At 67.4% G+C, this 17,130-nt stretch carries 12 protein-coding genes and 1 pseudogene; 4 read left to right on the forward strand and 9 right to left on the reverse strand.

From position 1 onward, the window contains the following. Positions 1-11: 11 nt before the first annotated feature. The 4 genes and pseudogenes from EJE94_RS14645 to EJE94_RS11180 form a co-directional block, all read right to left on the reverse strand. Entirely contained in the window at positions 12-380 is a 369-nt protein-coding gene (locus EJE94_RS14645) for a GNAT family N-acetyltransferase (RefSeq protein ID WP_306307957.1), read from the reverse strand. Between the two features lie 51 nt (positions 381-431). After that, positions 432-908 (reverse strand): annotated as a pseudogene (locus tag EJE94_RS14850) (L,D-transpeptidase family protein); the annotation flags it as partial. An 8-nt stretch (positions 909-916) separates the two neighbouring features. Beyond that, entirely contained in the window at positions 917-1,399 is a 483-nt protein-coding gene (gene tadA, locus EJE94_RS11175) for a tRNA adenosine(34) deaminase TadA (RefSeq protein ID WP_121241486.1), read from the reverse strand. Positions 1,400-1,410: 11 nt separating this feature from the next. Next, positions 1,411-2,598 carry an MFS transporter gene (locus EJE94_RS11180; protein WP_121241488.1) on the reverse strand — a complete coding sequence of 396 codons (1,188 nt, stop codon included), beginning with the start codon at positions 2,596-2,598 and terminating at the stop codon, positions 1,411-1,413. A gap of 126 nt (positions 2,599-2,724) precedes the next feature. Between EJE94_RS11180 and EJE94_RS11185 the strand changes: the two genes are divergently transcribed. The 4 genes from EJE94_RS11185 to EJE94_RS11200 all read left to right on the forward strand — a co-directional run bounded on the left by EJE94_RS11185 (position 2,725) and on the right by EJE94_RS11200 (position 9,016). Beyond that, positions 2,725-4,287: an adenylate/guanylate cyclase domain-containing protein gene (locus EJE94_RS11185; protein WP_346252866.1), complete on the forward strand. Its 1,563-nt coding sequence runs from the start codon at positions 2,725-2,727 to the stop codon at positions 4,285-4,287. A 9-nt stretch (positions 4,288-4,296) separates the two neighbouring features. After that, entirely contained in the window at positions 4,297-5,316 is a 1,020-nt protein-coding gene (locus tag EJE94_RS11190) for a zinc-dependent alcohol dehydrogenase family protein (protein WP_121241492.1), read from the forward strand. A 77-nt stretch (positions 5,317-5,393) separates the two neighbouring features. Next, positions 5,394-6,227 (forward strand): phosphate/phosphite/phosphonate ABC transporter substrate-binding protein, encoded by an 834-nt coding sequence (locus tag EJE94_RS11195; RefSeq protein WP_121241494.1) that lies wholly within the window; start codon positions 5,394-5,396, stop codon positions 6,225-6,227. Positions 6,228-6,232: 5 nt separating this feature from the next. Continuing rightward, positions 6,233-9,016: a bifunctional diguanylate cyclase/phosphodiesterase gene (locus EJE94_RS11200; protein ID WP_124962454.1), complete on the forward strand. Its 2,784-nt coding sequence runs from the start codon at positions 6,233-6,235 to the stop codon at positions 9,014-9,016. Here the strand turns inward: EJE94_RS11200 and zapE are convergent. The 5 genes from zapE to gltA all read right to left on the reverse strand — a co-directional run bounded on the left by zapE (position 9,013) and on the right by gltA (position 17,130). After that, positions 9,013-10,176: a cell division protein ZapE gene (gene zapE / locus EJE94_RS11205; RefSeq protein ID WP_121241498.1), complete on the reverse strand. Its 1,164-nt coding sequence runs from the start codon at positions 10,174-10,176 to the stop codon at positions 9,013-9,015. The genes EJE94_RS11200 and zapE overlap by 4 nt on opposite strands. Before the next feature lie 55 nt (positions 10,177-10,231). Continuing rightward, positions 10,232-11,671: a dihydrolipoyl dehydrogenase gene (lpdA, locus tag EJE94_RS11210; RefSeq protein ID WP_121241500.1), complete on the reverse strand. Its 1,440-nt coding sequence runs from the start codon at positions 11,669-11,671 to the stop codon at positions 10,232-10,234. A gap of 16 nt (positions 11,672-11,687) precedes the next feature. Then, positions 11,688-12,932 (reverse strand): 2-oxoglutarate dehydrogenase complex dihydrolipoyllysine-residue succinyltransferase, encoded by a 1,245-nt coding sequence (odhB, locus tag EJE94_RS11215; RefSeq protein ID WP_121241502.1) that lies wholly within the window; start codon positions 12,930-12,932, stop codon positions 11,688-11,690. A 15-nt stretch (positions 12,933-12,947) separates the two neighbouring features. Then, positions 12,948-15,770, reverse strand: a complete 2,823-nt coding sequence (locus EJE94_RS11220; protein WP_207855944.1) for a 2-oxoglutarate dehydrogenase E1 component — start codon at positions 15,768-15,770, stop codon at positions 12,948-12,950. A gap of 64 nt (positions 15,771-15,834) precedes the next feature. Continuing rightward, positions 15,835-17,130 carry a citrate synthase gene (gene gltA / locus EJE94_RS11225; RefSeq protein WP_121241506.1) on the reverse strand — a complete coding sequence of 432 codons (1,296 nt, stop codon included), beginning with the start codon at positions 17,128-17,130 and terminating at the stop codon, positions 15,835-15,837.

Genomic DNA, 17,130 nt, shown 5'->3' on the forward strand with positions numbered 1-17,130 from the left:
CAATGTTACGCCTAGGCGAGACGCCGTGACATCTTCACATGGGGAATCCCGGCCTCCATGAACTCCGGACCTGCGACGACGAAGCCGAAGCGGCCGTAGAAACCGGCCGCCTGCGTCTGCGCATGCAGAACCAGCTCGCGCTGCCCGGCCGCCGCCGCGATTTCGAGCAGACGCTCGAGCAGTGCGCGGCCGACGCCCCGGCCGCGCCAGGCGGGCAGCACGGCCATGCGGCCAAGGTGGCCGTCGGGCAGCAGGCGGCCGGTGCCGATGGCTGCGCCCGCGGGGTCGAAGGCGACCACATGGCGGCTCGTCGCGTCGAACTCGTCCCATTCCATGTCGAGGGGGACGTTCTGCTCGCGCACGAAGACTTCCTCGCGCACGGGCCGCGCGGCGGCGGCCAGCTCGTGCCAGTCGCCTGCCTCGATGCGGAACTCGACGATATCGACCGGCGTGTAGGCGGGCACCAGGTCGAACAGCTCGACGATGTCGGCGTTCCTCATGCGCACGCAGCCGATCGAGCCCGGCGTGCCCATGGGCACCGCATCCGGGCTGCCGTGGATGTAGATGTAGCGGCGCATGGTATCGACCTCGCCGAGCCGGTTGCGGCCGGGCTCGCGGCCCGAGAGCCAGAGGATGCGGGTGAGGATCCAGTCGCGGCCGGGGTGGGCGGCGGCAAGCGCGGGGCTCCAGGTCTCGCCGGTCGGGCGGCGACGCACGAAGACGGTGTTCGGCGTGGCGCCGGCGCCGACTTTTGCCCGGACGATATGGCGGCCGCGCGGCGTCATGTAGCTGCCGCGCTGCTCGCCGGCGCCGTTCTTCGCCGTCGATACGACATAGCGGCGCAGCAGGCGGCCGTCGTCGGCATGCAGTTCGAGGGTCTGGGCCGGGAGGCTGATGCGGATTCTCATCGTCGGCATCAGGCGACGGCGGTTCTTGCCCGGCGTGCGGCGAAGAAGGCCGACAGCAAGGCGCCGCACTCGTCGGCGAGCACGCCGCCGACGATGTCGGCGTGATGGTTGAGGCGTGCCTCGGAATAGAGATCGACGACGCTGCCGGCCGCGCCGGTCTTTGGGTCGGTCGCGCCGAAGACGACGCGGCCGACGCGGGCGTGCATGATCGCGCCGCTGCACATGACGCAGGGCTCGAGCGTCACGTAGAGCGTGCTGCCGGGCAGGCGGTAGTTGCCGACGCGCGCCGCCGCGTCGCGCAGCGCCATCACCTCGGCGTGGGCGGTCGGGTCATGGCGGCGGATGGGCTGGTTGAAGCCGCGGCCGACGATCTCGCCGTCGATCACCACCACGGCGCCCACGGGCACCTCGTCCACGCTTCCCGCCTCGCGCGCCAGGGCCAGCGCCTCGCGCATGAAAACATCGTCCTGCTCGTCCGTCCGCTCGTCCATATCGCCCGGGATTATGCCCGAGCGCGCGTCGGCATCCGCGTCGCCAGCAGCACCAGGGCGCTCGCCCCCCACAGCAGCCAGGGCAGATCCGCCAGCAGCGGCGCGATCGCCGGTGCCTTCGGCAACTGCGCCGCGACGGCGGCGATGCGGGCCAAGGTCGCAACGGCCAGCAGGCCGAAGAACAGGCCGCTCATGCGTCCCTCGAAGCCGGTGCGGCCGAGTTCGACGGCGGCCGTCAATGCCGCGAGCAAGATGAAAGCCCAACCGGCGCCGGCGAGCAGCTGGCTTCCGATCAGCAGCGCCAGCGACGGCGCCTGGCCGGCGAACCAGCCACCGGCGGCGGCGAGCACGGCACCCGCGAGCATGACGCGGATCTCGCCCAGGCGCCGGCAGGCGAAGCCGACCGGGAGTATCGAAAGATTGAAGCCGATCCAGAACACGGGCATCAGCTGCTCCAGCGCCTCCTTGCCTGCGAAGCGCACGTAGGCAGGGGCGCTGACGACGAAGAAATGCACCTGGAAGGCTGCCGCAGCGAGGAGAAGCGCCAGCAGCAGCCCCGCGCGCGCCCTGGTGGAAGGTTGGGCGGCTCCGGATTCGCTCGCCCCGGCCGGCCCGGGCTTGCCAAACAGCACGTCGGCCTTGAGCAGGACCAGCGTCGCCGCCGCCAGCGCGAGCGAGGACAGGACGAAGGGCACCGCCGGATCGACGCCGCGCAGCCGTGCGCCGAGATAGGGCGCCAGCGCCCCGGCCACGCCGAGGCCGAACAGCGACATCGAAGCCAGCAGCGGCAAGCTCGGCACCGGCGCATGCCTGCCCACCAGGGCCATCACCGGCGCGCGCAATGCGGAGGAACAGAGGGTCCAGAGGATGATCAGCGCCAGGAAGAGCAGCGGGCTGGTGGCCTGGGGCAACAGCAGGAATGCCGCACAGGAGCCGAGGCCGACCGCGGCGAGCCAGCGGCCGAAGCGGGCGACGTTGCGGGCGGCCGCGTCCGCAGCCACCCCGGCGCTGAAGTCGCCCAGCGCAAACAGCACCTGGTCGAGGATCAGGATCGCCGCGATCCAACTGGTGGCGATGCCGGCCCGCGCGGCGAGTTGCGGCAGGAAGGCGACGTAGATGGTCCAGCCGCAGACGAGGAGAAATTGCAGCGCGAACAGCGCGAGAGCAGCGGGAGCGAGTCGAGCAGCAGGCTGGGGCATTTGGAAAACATAGCACAGAGCGTCTTCGCCGGCTCGCCGGAAATCGTGCTTGACAGTTTAAGTTGGACTGTCTATCTTATGTTTTGGACACTCAATACTAGACAGTCCAACTTGATCGGGGGCAGCATGCTTTCAAGTAAAGATTTAATAGAAATAACAGATATTTCCAGGGCTACATTAAATAATTACATTAGCCTTGGATTACTGTCCAAGCCGACGGTGCGCAATCCCGGCGGCGGGGCCGATGGCCCACGCCAGCTCGGCTTCTTTCCCGAGGACAGCGTCGAGCGCATCCGCGAGATCCAGCGGCTCAAAAAAGAGGGGGCAAGCATGGCCGAGATCGTGGCACGCATGGCGATCCGCGGGGCCGAGCGGTCTTCCGCCCAGCAGCAGGTTCTGGCCATCGAAGCGGCGCAGCAGGCTCCTGCCACCTCCCCTCCCCCGGCCACGGCCGCGGGGAGGGTGACGACGACGGAGACTCCGGCAATGGCACGCGGAGTTGCCAGCGGCGGCCTGCGCGTGACCATCGAGGACATCGTCTACCCGGCCTACATGGTCAATCACAGTTTCGAACTCTGCTGGTACAACGACGCGGCCCGGCAGGAAATCTTCAACGGGCTCGACAAGCTGCCCCCGACCGGAGAGGGGCGCGGCCTGTTCCGCCTGCTCGCCGGGCGGGGCATCCAGGCGCACACGGCCGAACTGCTGCGCTTCAACGCCGGCCTGGCCAGGAGCCGGCTGAGCGCGAATCGCTTCGCCGACGCCTGTCATGGCGTTGGCCCCGAGTCCTTCTCCTGGCTGCAGCGCGCCTACGCCGATGCCGTTGCCGAGCCGGCGCGGCCGGTGTCCGACGCGATGCTGACCCTCGGCGCGGAGCCGCGGCGGGCCTACGTTTCGGTGTTTCGCGAGGGCATTTTCGTCGTGCTGACGCCCGAGGAACACGAGGCCGATTCGATGCTCGAGTTCCTCGCCCGCCGCGACGAGGTGATCAGGAGCCTCCTGCAGCGGCGCATGCCGGTGCTGACCAACCTTGCTGTGCTGGTCGCCGACCTGCAGGGCTCGGTGCGCATCTGCTCGGAACTGCCGCCCGACGAATACTTCAATCTGATCAACGATATCTGGGCCGCGATGGCGCCGATCTTCCGCAAGTACCACGGCACCCACGGCAAGCACGTCGGCGATGGCATGGTCTACTATTTCTTCCCGCAGCCCGACAGCGACTACCTCTTCAACGCCCTGGCCTGCGCCAGCGAGATCCGCGAGGAGATGAAGCGCCTGTCGAAGCGCTGGCAATTGCAGAAGAACTGGCTCAACGAGCTGTATCTGAACACCGGTATCACCGAGGGCCAGGAATGGCTCGGCACCTTCCGTTCGACCACCACCATCGAGTTCGTGGTGCTCGGCGACACCATCAACCAGGCCGCGCGCATCTCCGACTTCGCTCGCTTCGGCAGCATCTGGGCGACCAAGAGCCTGATCGGCAAGCTCTCCCCGGACGCGCGCGAACGGCTCCGCTACGGCGTACGCCATGAAACCGAAGGCAATCGCGAGGTGTTCGTGCCCTCGAGCTTCGCCACCGTGGCCTCGCTGATTCCGCCCAACGACGACGCCAGCTGCAAGCTGCGCGACATCGCCACCCTGCCGATCGCCGAGATCATGGACATTGCCGAGGAGCGCGCGCCGACCTAAGCTGGCAGCATGGATGCCACCTTCCGCGCGATGCTGCTCGAGCGGCCCGGCGCGCCCTTGCGCGAGGCCGGGTTGCCGCTGCCCGAGCCCGGCCCAGGGCAGGTGCTGGTCGAGGTCGAGGCCTGTGGCGTCTGCCGCACCGATCTGCATCTGGTCGATGCCGAGTTGCCGGACATTCCCTACCCCATCGTTCCCGGTCACGAGATCGTCGGGCGGGTCCAGAAAGTCGGCACCCCAAGGGTACTTCCTGCGGGGCGCCCCGGCGCCACGGCGAGGCCGGGCCAGCGTGTCGGGATTCCGTGGCTCGGCTGGACCTGCGGCACCTGCGCGCATTGCCGCGCGGGCCGCGAGAACCTCTGCGATGCAGCGCGCTTCACCGGCTATCAGATCAACGGCGGCTACGCGACGCACGCGCTGGCCGATGCCCGCTACTGCTTTCCGCTGCCCGAGGCGGCCGATGCCGCCAGCTTGGCGCCGCTGCTCTGCGCCGGGCTCATCGGCTACCGTGCCCTGGTCATGGCGGGGGATGCCGGACGCCTGGGCATCTACGGCTTCGGTGCGGCTGCCCACATCATCTGCCAGGTCGCCGTCTGGCAGGGGCGCGAGGTGCTCGCCTTCACGCGGCCGGGCGACACGGACAGCCAGGCCTTCGCCCGCAGCCTCGGCGCCAGCTGGGCCGGCGACGCGGAATCTGCCCCGTCCGTGCCGCTCGATGCCGCGCTGATCTTCGCCCCGGTCGGGGCACTGGTGCCGGCGGCCCTGCGCGCCGTGCGCAAGGGCGGCAGCGTGGTCTGCGCCGGCATCCACATGAGCGACATCCCGAGCTTTCCCTATTCGATACTCTGGGGCGAAAGGCGCATCCAGTCGGTGGCCAACCTGACGCGGCGCGATGGCGAGGAATTCCTCGCCCTGGCGGCACGGATTCCCGTGGCCACCGAGGTGACCCGCTTTCCGCTGGCCCGGGCCAACGACGCCCTCTTCCGTCTGCGCGCCGGCGCGCTGCAAGGGGCAGCGGTACTCGTGCCATAAACATCTTTACCTGATCGGCATGAGCGGCTAGCATCTTGTCATTGCAACAACCCGCCCGGACGCCACGGAGGATCACCATGCGAGTCGTCATCGCCAGGCTCGTCGCGGCTTTGGCCGCCTTCGCCGCCGCGTTGCCGCACGCATCGGCGCAGGGCGACGAACTGGTCTTCGGCGTCTATCCCTACCTGACGCCGACGCAGATCGTCGAACAGTTCACGCCGCTCAAGGAATACATCGGCAAGACCCTGGAGCGGCCGGTCGCCATGGTCTCCGCGCCGGATTTCGCCACCTTCATCGAGCGCACGCGCAAGGGCGAGTACGACGTGATATTCACCGCGCCGCACATGGGGCGGCTCGCCGAGAAGCGCGACGGCTACAGCCGCGTGGCGCAGACCGGATACCAGATCGTGGTGGTCGTTCTTGCCCGGCGCGACGGCCCGATCAGGTCGCTGGACGATCTCCATGCCCGCTCCATCGCCATCGGCTCGCGCAATTCGATGACCTACCAGGTCGTCGCCGAGGCACTGAAGAGGAGGGGGCTGGGCCTGGGGCAGGATGTGCGCCTGGTCGAAACCGCCAGCTTTTCCAATGTGTTGCAGGCGGTGATGCGCGGCGAAGCGGAGGCCGGTGGCACCGGAACGCTGCTCTGGGAAGTCGCGACCGACGACCAGCGCGACGCACTGAGGGTCGTGTTCCAGTCCGGCCCGGTGCCGGGGTTTCTGGTGATGGCGCATCCGCGCCTGGGCGAGGCCAGGATCCGCCGGCTGCAGCAGGCCCTGCCGGCCTTCGGCAGGACGTCGGCCGGTGTCGCCTACTTCCGGCAAACCCTCCAGACCGATTTCCGCCCGCTCGATGACGCGGCCATGAGACGGATCGACCCCTACGTCGCGGACCTGACCCGGGGCAAGTGAAGCGTATGCGCGACGACTTGGTCGTTCCCTGGTATCGCTCGATCCGCTTCCGCCTCGTCGCGGCGGCGGTCGTCGTCGAGGCATGCATGCTGGCGCTGCTGCTCAGCAACAGCGTCCGCCTGATCAGCGAGGCGCTCGAGGAACAGACCCGGGGTCGCCTCGAGGCCCTGGCACCACTGCTTAACGCCGCGCTCAACGGCAACGTCTTCCAGCGCAACTACATCGAGATCCAGTCGGTGCTCGACCAGTTGGTGCGCGCCGAAAGCACCGACATCCGCTATCTCGCGGTATTCGACCAGCGCGGCCGCCAGCTCGCCGTGGCCGGGCCGGTGCCGACGCGGCCGAGCATCGACACCAGCATCGGGCAGGCGCTGTCGGACATGGTCTACGACACCGAGGTGAAATTGGTCCTGCGCGACGAGAGCGTCGGGTCGGTCCGTTTCGGACTGTCGCTGACGCAGATGATCAGCCTGCGCGACAGCGTCGCGCAGCAGGGCTTGGTGATCGCCGCGCTGGAGATTCTGCTGAGCCTGCTGCTGCTCGCGTCGGGCGGCTATCTGATAACCCGCCATATCGGGCGCCTGCTGGCGGCGACGCGCCGGGTCGCCGCCGGCGACTACGCATCGCGCATCGCATTGCCGAGCCATGACGAAATCGGGCTGCTCGCCGCCAACTTCAACCGCATGGCCGGCGCGATCGAGGAGCGGGTCGGCCAGCTGCAGGCCAGCGAGGGCCGCTTCCGCAGCATCTTCGACAGCGTCAGCGAGGCCATCTTCCTCCACGATGCCCAGAGCGGCCGCATCATCGACGTCAACCGGGCGATGTGCGAGATGTACCGCTGCAGCCGAGAAGAGGCGCTGCGCGCCGTACCCAACCAGTTCAGCCTGGGCGAGCCGCCCTACTCCACCGCCGAGGCGCTGGCCCTGATGGACAGGGCGGTGCACGAGGGACCGCAGACGTTCGAATGGCACGCGCGCACGCTCGACGGCGACCTGTTCTGGGTCGAAGTCGATCTGCGCATGGTGCACATGGGCGACCAGCCCCGACTGCTGGCCGTGGTGCGCGACATCACCGAGCGGCGGCGCATCGAGTCCGAGCTGCGCCAGGCGGCCAGCGTTTTCGAGCATACCGGCGAAGGCATCATGATCACCGATGCCGACACCCGCATCGTCGATGTCAATGCCGCCTTCAGCGTCATTACCGGCTTCGCGCGAGACGAGGTCATGGGCCGCTATCCAACCATCCTGGGCTCGGGCCGCCACGATCGCGAGTTCTACGCCCAGATGTGGCGCAGCATCAACGAGCGGGGCTTCTGGCACGGCGAGATCTGGAACCGGCGCAAAGACGGCGCGCTTTACGCCGAACTGCTCACCATCACGGCGATGCGCGACGACAATGGCCGCCTCACGCGCTACGTCGGCCTTTTCTCCGACATCACCGAGATCAAGGACCAGCAGCGCCGCCTCGAGCACATGGCGCACTACGACGCGCTGACACGCCTGCCCAACCGCATCCTGCTCGCCGACCGCCTGGCACAGGCCATCGCCCTCAGCGCGCGTTCGCAAAAGCTGCTGGCCGTGGCCTATCTCGATCTCGACGGCTTCAAGCCGGTCAACGACACCTTCGGCCACGACACCGGCGACCAGCTGCTGATCGAGGCGGCACGCCGCTTCGGCGAGTGCATCCGCGCCGGCGACACGGCCTGCCGCCTCGGCGGCGACGAGTTCGTGCTGCTGGTTTCGTCACTCTCGAACATCGAGGAATGCGCCCAGGTCTTCGACCGCATCCTCGCCAGCATCGCGACGCCGTTCCGGATCGACGGCCACGAAATCGCCATTTCGGCCAGCATCGGCGTCACCCTCTATCCCCTCGACGACGCCGATCCCGACACCCTGCTGCGCCATGCCGACCAGGCCATGTACCTGGCCAAGCAGGCCGGCCGCGGTCGCTTCCATCTCTTCGACAGCGAGCAGGATCGTCTGGTCGAGGCCCACTACGAGGCACGCAGCCGCATCCAGGATGGCTTGCGCCTCCACGAGTTCGAGCTGCATTACCAGCCCAAGGTGAATATGCGCACGGGCCGCGTCGTCGGCGCCGAAGCCCTGATCCGCTGGCAGCATCCGCAGCGCGGCCTGGTGCTGCCCGGCGACTTCCTGCCGGTGATCGAAGGCACTGCCTTCGCGGTGACGCTGGGCCGGTGGGCGATGGACACCGCCGTGGCCCAGCTCGACGCCTGGCGTCGTTCCGGCCTGGACCTGACCCTGAGCATCAACATGGCCGCGCGCCACCTGCAGGAAGCCGGCTTCGTCGAAGAGCTAAGCCTCCTGCTGCAGCGGTACCCCGGCCTTCCCGCCGACGTCATCGAGCTCGAGGTGCTGGAAACCGCGGCGATCGAAGACTTCGTCGAAGCCGGCGACGTCATCCGCTCCACCCGGCAGCTCGGCGTGCGCTTCGCACTCGACGATTTCGGCACCGGCTATTCGTCGATGTCCTACCTCAAGCGCCTGCAGGTGGACACCCTCAAGATCGATCAGTCCTTCGTCAAGGACATGCTGGAGGACGAAGGCGACCGCGCGATTGTCGAAGGCATGATCAGTCTCGCCCGCGTGTTCGGGCGCGAGGTGATCGCCGAGGGAGTTGAGAACGCCGAGACCGGCCGGGCGCTGCTGCGCCTCGGCTGCGAGCTGGCCCAGGGCTACGGCATCGCCCGCCCGATGCCGGCGCTCGAAGTGCCGCCATGGATCGAGGCATGGCAGGGCGGTGCCGGCTGGCGACTGCCGGCCGGCTAGCCCTGGCCCGCGTCGGCCAGGGCCGCGGGGGCGTGGGTCTCGAAACGGCGGTGGGCGCTGGCCAGATAATCGTGCGAGCGCATCTCGATCATCCGCGACACCGTGCGCTGAAACTCGGCGGCCTGGAGCCCCGCCGGATAGAGCATTTCCGCAGTGGCGGCCGCGGTGGCGATGAACTTGACACGATGGTCATAGAGCACGTCGACGAGCCAGGTGAAGCGCCGCGCCGCCGAGGCTTGCTCCGTGCCCATCGCGGGAATGCCCGAGAGGAATACCGTGTGGAAGGCGTGGGCGATCTCGAGGTAATCGTTCTGCGAGCGCGGCCCGCCGCAGAGCGTGGCGAAGTCGCACCAGAGCACGCCGGGTGCGCGGCGGATGACGGCAAGCTCGCGCCCGAGCACCGGCAGCGGGCGGTCATGGCCCTCGCCGCCGGCGACCCGGGCGAATGTGAGGCGCATGCGATCCTCGCCGGCCGCGTCGGCCGGCACGTGGTAGATCTCGGCCTGCTCGAGCGCGCGCAGCCGGTAGTCGATGCCGGCGTCGATCTCGATGACGTCGAGCCTGTCTTCGAGCAAGGCGATGGTCGGCAGCAGGCGCTCGCGATGGAGGCCATCGGGATAGAGGCCATCGGGCGGGTAGTTGGAGGTGATGCAGAACAGCACGCCGGCGTCGAACAGCGCCTGCATCAGGCGGCCGAGGATCATGGCGTCGGCGATGTCGGAGACATGGAACTCGTCGAAGCACATCAGCCGTGTTTCCTTCGCCACCTGGGCTGCGACCTTGGGCAGCGGGTCCCCCTCGTTGCCTGGATGCTTCAGCGCCTGCAGCCGCCCATGCACCTCGCGCATGAAGGCGTGGAAATGCACGCGGCGCTTGCGCTGGTAGGGCACGGCTTCGAAGAAGCAGTCCATGAGGAAGCTCTTGCCGCGCCCCACACCGCCCCAGAACCAGACGCCGCGCGGCAGCTCGGGATGGACCAGCAGCTTCCTGAGCTTGCTGCGCCGGGCGGCCTTGAAGGCGACGAGATCGTCGTAGAACTTCTGCAGCCGCATCGCGGCATCGAGTTGCGCCGGGTCGGCGACGATGCCGCGCGCGGCGAGTGCGGCGTTGAAGCCGCGGATCATGCCGTCCTGGGGGACGTTGAGTATGCGGTGGGGCATGGCAATGAAAAAGCCACGGGGAACGCATCCCCCGTGGCCGGTCGGCTAGGGCATGTCAGAAGTGCAGCGCGCGCTTCTCGACCGCGAGCGCCGCCTCGTGCATGGTCTCTGACAGCGTCGGGTGGGCATGGCAGATGCGCGCGATGTCCTCCGAACTGGCACCGAACTCCATCGCCACCACGGCTTCGGCGATCAGCTCGGAAGCGTTGGCGCCGATGACATGGACGCCGAGGATGCGATCGGTCTTCGCGTCGGCCAGCATCTTGACGAAGCCGGTGGTGTCGCCCTGCCCCAGTGCGCGGCCGTTGGCGAGGAAGGGGATCTGCCCGGCGCGGTAGTCGACACCCTCGTTCTTCAGCTGCGTCTCGGTCTTGCCGACCCAGGCGATCTCGGGATGGGTGTAGATGACCCAGGGGATCGCGTCGTAATTGACGTGGCCGGCCTGGCCGGCGATCAGTTCGGCGACCATCACGCCCTCCTCCATGCCCTTGTGCGCGAGCATGGCGCCACGGATCACGTCGCCGACGGCCCAGACGTTCTCGAGGTTGGTCTGGCAGTGGTCGTTGACCTCGATGCGGCCGCGTTCGTCGATCCGGAGGCCGACATTCCCGGCGTCGAGCCCGGCCGTATTCGGCACGCGGCCGACCGAGACGATCAGGCGGTCGCATTCGAGCTTTTGCGCGCCCTCGCCGTTCTCGTATTCGACCGTTACGCCCTTCTTGCCCTGCTTGACCGCGCCGATCTTGACGCCGAGGTGGATCTTGAGGCCCTGCTTCTGGGTGAAGGTCTTCCACGCCTCCTTGGCCACGGCCGGGTCGGCGGCGGCAAGGAAGTCGGGTAGCGCTTCGAGGATGGTGACCTCGGAACCCAGGCGCTTCCATACCGAGCCGAGCTCAAGGCCGATCACGCCGGCGCCGATGACGCCGAGGCGCTTGGGCACCGAGCCGAAGGACAAGGCACCGGCGTTGTCGCAGATCACCTCGTTATCGACGGGGATGCCGTCGAGGTGGCGCGCGCTGGAGCCGGTGGCGACGATCACATGTTTGGCGGCGACGACCTCGGTGCCATCCTTGCCCGCGACCACGATTTCCCACAGTTCGTTCTCGCGGCCCTTGAAGCTGCCGCGCCCGGGCAGCAGGGTGACCTTGTTCTTCTTGAACAGGCCGCGGATGCCGCTGGTGAGCTGGGTGACGATATTGTCCTTGCGGCGGACCATGGTGCCGACATCGACCTTGATGCCCTCGGCCGTGATGCCGTGCATGACGAAGCTGTGGTTGGCCTCGTCGAACAGTTCGCTCGAGCGCAGCAGCGCCTTGGACGGAATGCAGCCGACGTTGAGGCAGGTGCCGCCGAGGCGCACCTCGCCCTTGGGATCGGCGTAGGACTCCGACTCGATGCAGGCGGTGGTCAGCCCCAGTTGCGCGGCGCGGATCGCGGCGATGTAGCCGCCGGGGCCGGCGCCGATGACGACGACGTCGAATTGCTTGTTGGCCATGGAATCAGTCCTCCGCTCAGATTTCCAGGATCAGGCGCGCCGGATCTTCGAGCGCTTCCTTCATCGTCACCAGGCCCAGCACCGCCTCGCGGCCGTCGATGATGCGGTGGTCGTAGGACATGGCCAGGTAGTTGATGGGGCGGATCACGATCTGGCCGTTCTCGACCACGGCCCGGTCCTTGGTGGCGTGGATGCCGAGGATGGCCGACTGCGGCGGGTTGATGATCGGTGTACTCAGCATGGAACCGAAGACGCCGCCGTTGGAAATCGAGAAGGTGCCGCCGGTGAGTTCCTCGAGCGAGAGCTTGCCGTCCTTGGCCTTCTGCCCGAACTCGGCGATCTTCTTCTCGATCTGGGCGAGCGACATCTGGTCGGCGTCGCGCAGGATCGGCACGACGAGGCCGCGCGGGCTGCCGACGGCGATGCCGATGTCGAAGTAGCCGTGATAGACGACGTCGCTGCCATCGACCGAGGCGTTGAGCACGGGGAACTTCTTCAGCGCGGCGACGGCGGCCTTGACGAAGAAGGACATGAAGCCCAGGCGCACACCGTATTCCTTCTCGAACTTGTCCTGGTATTTCTTGCGCAGTTCCATCACCGGGCCCATGTTCACTTCGTTGAAGGTGGTGAGGATGGCGTTCTGCGACTGCGACTGCAGCAGCCGTTCGGCGACGCGGGCGCGCAGCCGCGACATCGGCACGCGCTGTTCCGGGCGGTCCGCGACGATGGCGTCGGCGCGGACGGCGGTCGGCTGCGCCAGGGCCGGCGCGGCGGAAAAACTCGGTGCTGGCGGGACGGCGGTGGACGCCGGGGCCGCGGGCCTGGGGGCCGCCGAGCCGAGCACGTCCTGCTTGGTGACGCGGCCGCCGCGCCCGCTGCCTTCGACCGAACCGGGCGGCAGACCCGCCTCGGCCATGGCCTTGCGCGCGGCGGGCATCACCGCGGGGGCCGCGCCCGCTGTGGGTGCCCCCTGGGCGGCCGCTTCCTTGCTCGCCCCGGCAGGGGCGGCGACAGCCGCTACGGCCTCGGTGTCGATCTGGGCGATGACCTCGCCGGCGATGACGGTTTCGCCGTTGCCCTTAAGCACCTTGACCAGCACGCCGCCATCGGGCGCCGGCAGTTCGAGCACCACCTTGTCGGTCTCGATGTCGATGAGGTTTTCGTCGCGGGTGACGGTGTCACCCTCATTCCTGTGCCAGGAAACGAGCGTGGCCTCGGCTACGGATTCGGACAGCTGGGGGACTTTGACTTCGATGATCATGATCTCTCCGTTCGATTATTGTTGCAGGCCGAGCGCGCGCTCGACCACGTCCTTCTGTTCCTGCACGTGCCGCGCGGCGTAGCCCGACGCCGGCGAGGCGCAGGCCGGCCGCGATACCACCGACAGCGTCTGCCCCTTCTGCAGCGCGGCGTTGAGCCGATGTGCCTTGGCGTACCAGGCGCCCTGGTTCTCGGGCTCCTCCTGGCACCAGACGACCTCGGTCGCCTTGGGGAACTTCCTGAGTTCCTCGACGAAGCGGCGGTCGTCGAAGGGATAGAGCTGCTCGATGCGCAGCAGCGCGACGTTGTCCACCTTGTGCTCGCGGCGCGCGGCGGCCAGCTCGAAATAGATCTTGCCCGCGCAGGCGACGACGCGCTTGACCTTCTTCGCATCCATTTCCGCGACATCGCCGATCACCGTCTGGAAGGTGCCGGTCGCGAGATCCGCGAGGGAACAGGTCGCATCCTTGTGCCGCAACAGGGACTTCGGCGTGAACACCACCAGCGGCTTCCTCTGCGCGCGCAGCATCTGCCGGCGCAGCAGGTGGAAGATTTGCGCCGCATTGGACGGGTAGCAGACCTCCCAGTTGAAACCGGCCGAAAGCTGCATGTAGCGCTCGACGCGGGCCGAGGAGTGCTCCGGCCCCTGCCCCTCGTAGCCGTGAGGCAGCAGCATCACCAGGCCGCAGGAACGACCCCATTTCGCCTCGCCGGCGGCGAGGAACTGGTCGATCACCACCTGGGCGCCGTTGGCGAAGTCGCCGAATTGCGCCTCCCAGATCACGAGCTCGCTGGGCGCGGCGGTGGCATAGCCGTACTCGAAGCCGAGCACGGCCTCCTCGGACAGCACCGAGTCGTAGCACTGCAGGCGCCCCTGCTTGTCGGCGATCGCCGCCAGCGGCCAGAACGTACCCTCGTGCCACTTCTCGCGGTTCTGGTCGTGGAAGGCGGCATGGCGATGGAAGAAGGTGCCGCGGCCGACGTCCTCGCCCGAAATGCGCACGTCGTAGCCGGCGGCGAGCAGCGTGGCATAGGCGAGGTTCTCGCCCATGCCCCAGTCCACCGGCAGTTTTCCTTCGCTCATCAGCCGGCGATCGTCGATGATCTTCTGTACGCGCGGATGCAGGGTGAAGTTGGCGGGGATGGCGGTCAGCCGCCCGGCCAGCTTCACCAGTTCCTTCCGCGGCACGGTCGTGTCGCATTTCTCCGTGTAGACGGCGCCGATGTGCGGTGTCCAGTCGATGGCGAGCTTGCTCTTGAAATCGGTAAGCACGGGATCGACGAGGTGGCGACCTTCGTCAAGCGCGGCGCGGTAGTCCTTGATCATCTGCTCGGCATCGGAGTTGGCGATGACGCCCTGCGCGGCCAGCCGCTCGGCATAGAGCTTGCGCGTGCCGGGGTGGGCATTGACCTTCTTGTACATCAGCGGCTGGGTGACCATCGGCTCGTCGGCCTCGTTGTGGCCGAGCTTGCGGAAGCAGACGATGTCGACGACCACGTCCTTCCTGAATTCCTGGCGGAACTCGAGGGCCAGCTGGGTGACGAAGGCCACGGCCTCGGGGTCGTCGCCGTTCACGTGGAAGATCGGCGCCTCGACCATCTTGAAGATGTCGGTACAGTAGAGCGAGGAGCGCATGTCGCGCGGGTCGGAGGTGGTGAAGCCGATCTGGTTGTTCACCACGATGTGCACCGTGCCGCCGGTGCCATAGCCGCGCGTCTGGGAAAAGTTGAGCATCTCCTGATTGACGCCCTGCCCCGCCACGGCCGCATCGCCATGGATGAGCACGGGCAGGACCTCCCGCATGCCGTCGACGCCGCGGCGTACCTGGCGCGCGTAGACCGAGCCCTCGACCACGGGATTGACGATCTCGAGGTGCGAGGGGTTGAAGGCCAGGGTCAGGTGCACCGGACCGCCCGAGGTGGCGACATCGGACGAGTAGCCCATGTGGTACTTGACGTCGCCGGCGGCCAGCTCGATCTTCTTCTTGCCCTCGAACTCGGCGAAGAGCATGCCCGGCTGCTTGCCGAGGGTGTTGACCAGCACATTGAGGCGACCGCGGTGGGCCATGCCGATGACCATTTCCTTGACGCCGGTCGCACCGCCGGTGCGGATCAGCTGGTCCATCGCCAGGATCATGGCCTCGCCGCCCTCGAGCGAGAAGCGCTTCTGGCCGACGTAGCGGGTGTGCAGGTAGCGCTCGAGCGTCTCGGCCGCGGTGATGCGCTCGAGGAAGCGCCGCCTCTCTTCCGGCGTATAGCGGGGAACGGCGCGCGGCGGCTCGAAGCGCGCCTGGATCCAGCGCTTCTGCGCGACATCGGCGATGTACATGAACTCGGCGCCGATATGGCCGCAGTAGCGCGAGCGAAGGGTCTCGAGGATCTCGCGCAGCGTCGCTTCCTCCACGCCCATGTCGAAGGAACCGGTGCGGAACGAAGCCGACAGGTCGGCCTCGGTGAAACCGTAGTAGGACGGATCGAGTTCGGCGACCTCGGGGCGTTCGTGGCGCTTGAGGGGATCGAGCTGGGCCCAGCGGTTGCCGAGGAAGCGATAGGCATTGATGAGCTGCAGCACCTTGGTCTGCTTCTCGCCGCCGTGTGCGATGTGCGCGATGTGCAGGCAGCCCTCGCGCGCGCGCTCGGCGAACGAGGCGATGATCGGCGCATGGGCGACGTCGCGGCCGAGGTAGGCGCCGGCACCGGGCAGGTTGGCGAGCTTGTCGAAGTAGTCGCGCCACGTCGGCTCGACGGCACCTGGATTCTCGAGGTATTTCTCGTAAAGCTCCTCGATGAAAGGAGCGTTGCTGCCGAATAGGTACGACGTAGACAAGGTTTCTTTCATCATGCCATCACCTTTTCTAATGGGTGAGGAGAAAAAAAGGGGGCGAACGCTCGCCCCCTGCCTCTTACTTGCGCTGATCCATCGGCGGAACGACACGGCGCTCGGCACCGGTGTAGAGCTGGCGCGGCCGGCCGATCTTCTGCTCGGGGTCGCCGATCATCTCGTGCCACTGCGCAATCCAGCCGATGGTCCGCGCCATGGCGAAGATGCCGGTGAACAACTGCGTCGGGATGCCCAGCGCCTTCTGCACGATGCCGGAGTAGAAGTCGACGTTGGGATAGAGCTTCTTCTCGATGAAGTACTCGTCCTCGAGGGCGATGCGCTCGAGTTCCATCGCCAGCTTGAACAGCGGGTCGTCGTGCAGGCCGAGTTCGTTGAGCACTTCGTGGCAGGTCTCGCGCATCAGCTTGGCGCGCGGATCGAAGTTCTTGTAGACGCGGTGGCCGAAACCCATCAGCTTGAAGGAGTCGTTCTTGTCCTTGGCGCGCTTGATGTACTCGGGCACGCGCGAGACGTCGCCGATCTCTTCCAGCATCTTGAGGCAGGCTTCGTTGGCGCCGCCGTGCGCCGGGCCCCAGAGGCAGGCGATGCCGGCGGCGATGCAGGCGAAGGGGTTGGCGCCGCTCGATCCGGCCAGGCGCACCGTCGAGGTCGAGGCATTCTGCTCGTGGTCGGCGTGGAGGATCAGGATGCGGTCGAGGGCGCGGGCCAGAACAGGATTCGGCTCGTAGTCCTCGCAGGGGGTGCCGAACATCATCTTCATGAAGTTGGCCGAGTAGTCCAGCTTGTTGCACGGGTACATGGTCGGCTGGCCGATCGAGTACTTATAGGCCATGGCGACGATGGTCGGCATCTTGGCGATCAGGCGCACGGCGGCCGTCAGGCGGTGCTCGGGATTGTTGATGTCGAGCGAGTCGTGGTAGAAGGCCGACAGCGCGCCGACCATGCCGACCAGCACCGCCATCGGGTGCGAGTCGCGGCGGAAACCCTGCATGAAGCGGGTGATCTGCTCATGCACCATGGTGTGGCTCTTGACGTCCTGGACCCAGGCCGCCTTCTGCACCGCGTTGGGCAGTTCGCCATGCTTGAGCAGGTAGCAGACTTCCATGAAGTCGCAATGCACCGCCAGCTCCTCGATGGCATAGCCGCGGTAGAGCAGCTCACCCTTGTCGCCGTCGATGTAGGTGATCGAGGACTTGCACGCCGCGGTCGACATGAAGCCCGGATCGAAGGTAAAGGCGCCGGTCTTGCCGTAAAGCGAGCGGATGTCGACGACGTCGGGGCCGATGCTGCCGGTCAGTACCGGGAATTCGGTGGTCTTGCCGTCGAGGGTCAGGGTTGCGATGCGCGGTGCGTTCAT

It is taken from the genome of Sulfurisoma sediminicola (assembly GCF_003865015.1).
Lineage (GTDB): Bacteria > Pseudomonadota > Gammaproteobacteria > Burkholderiales > Rhodocyclaceae > Sulfurisoma > Sulfurisoma sediminicola.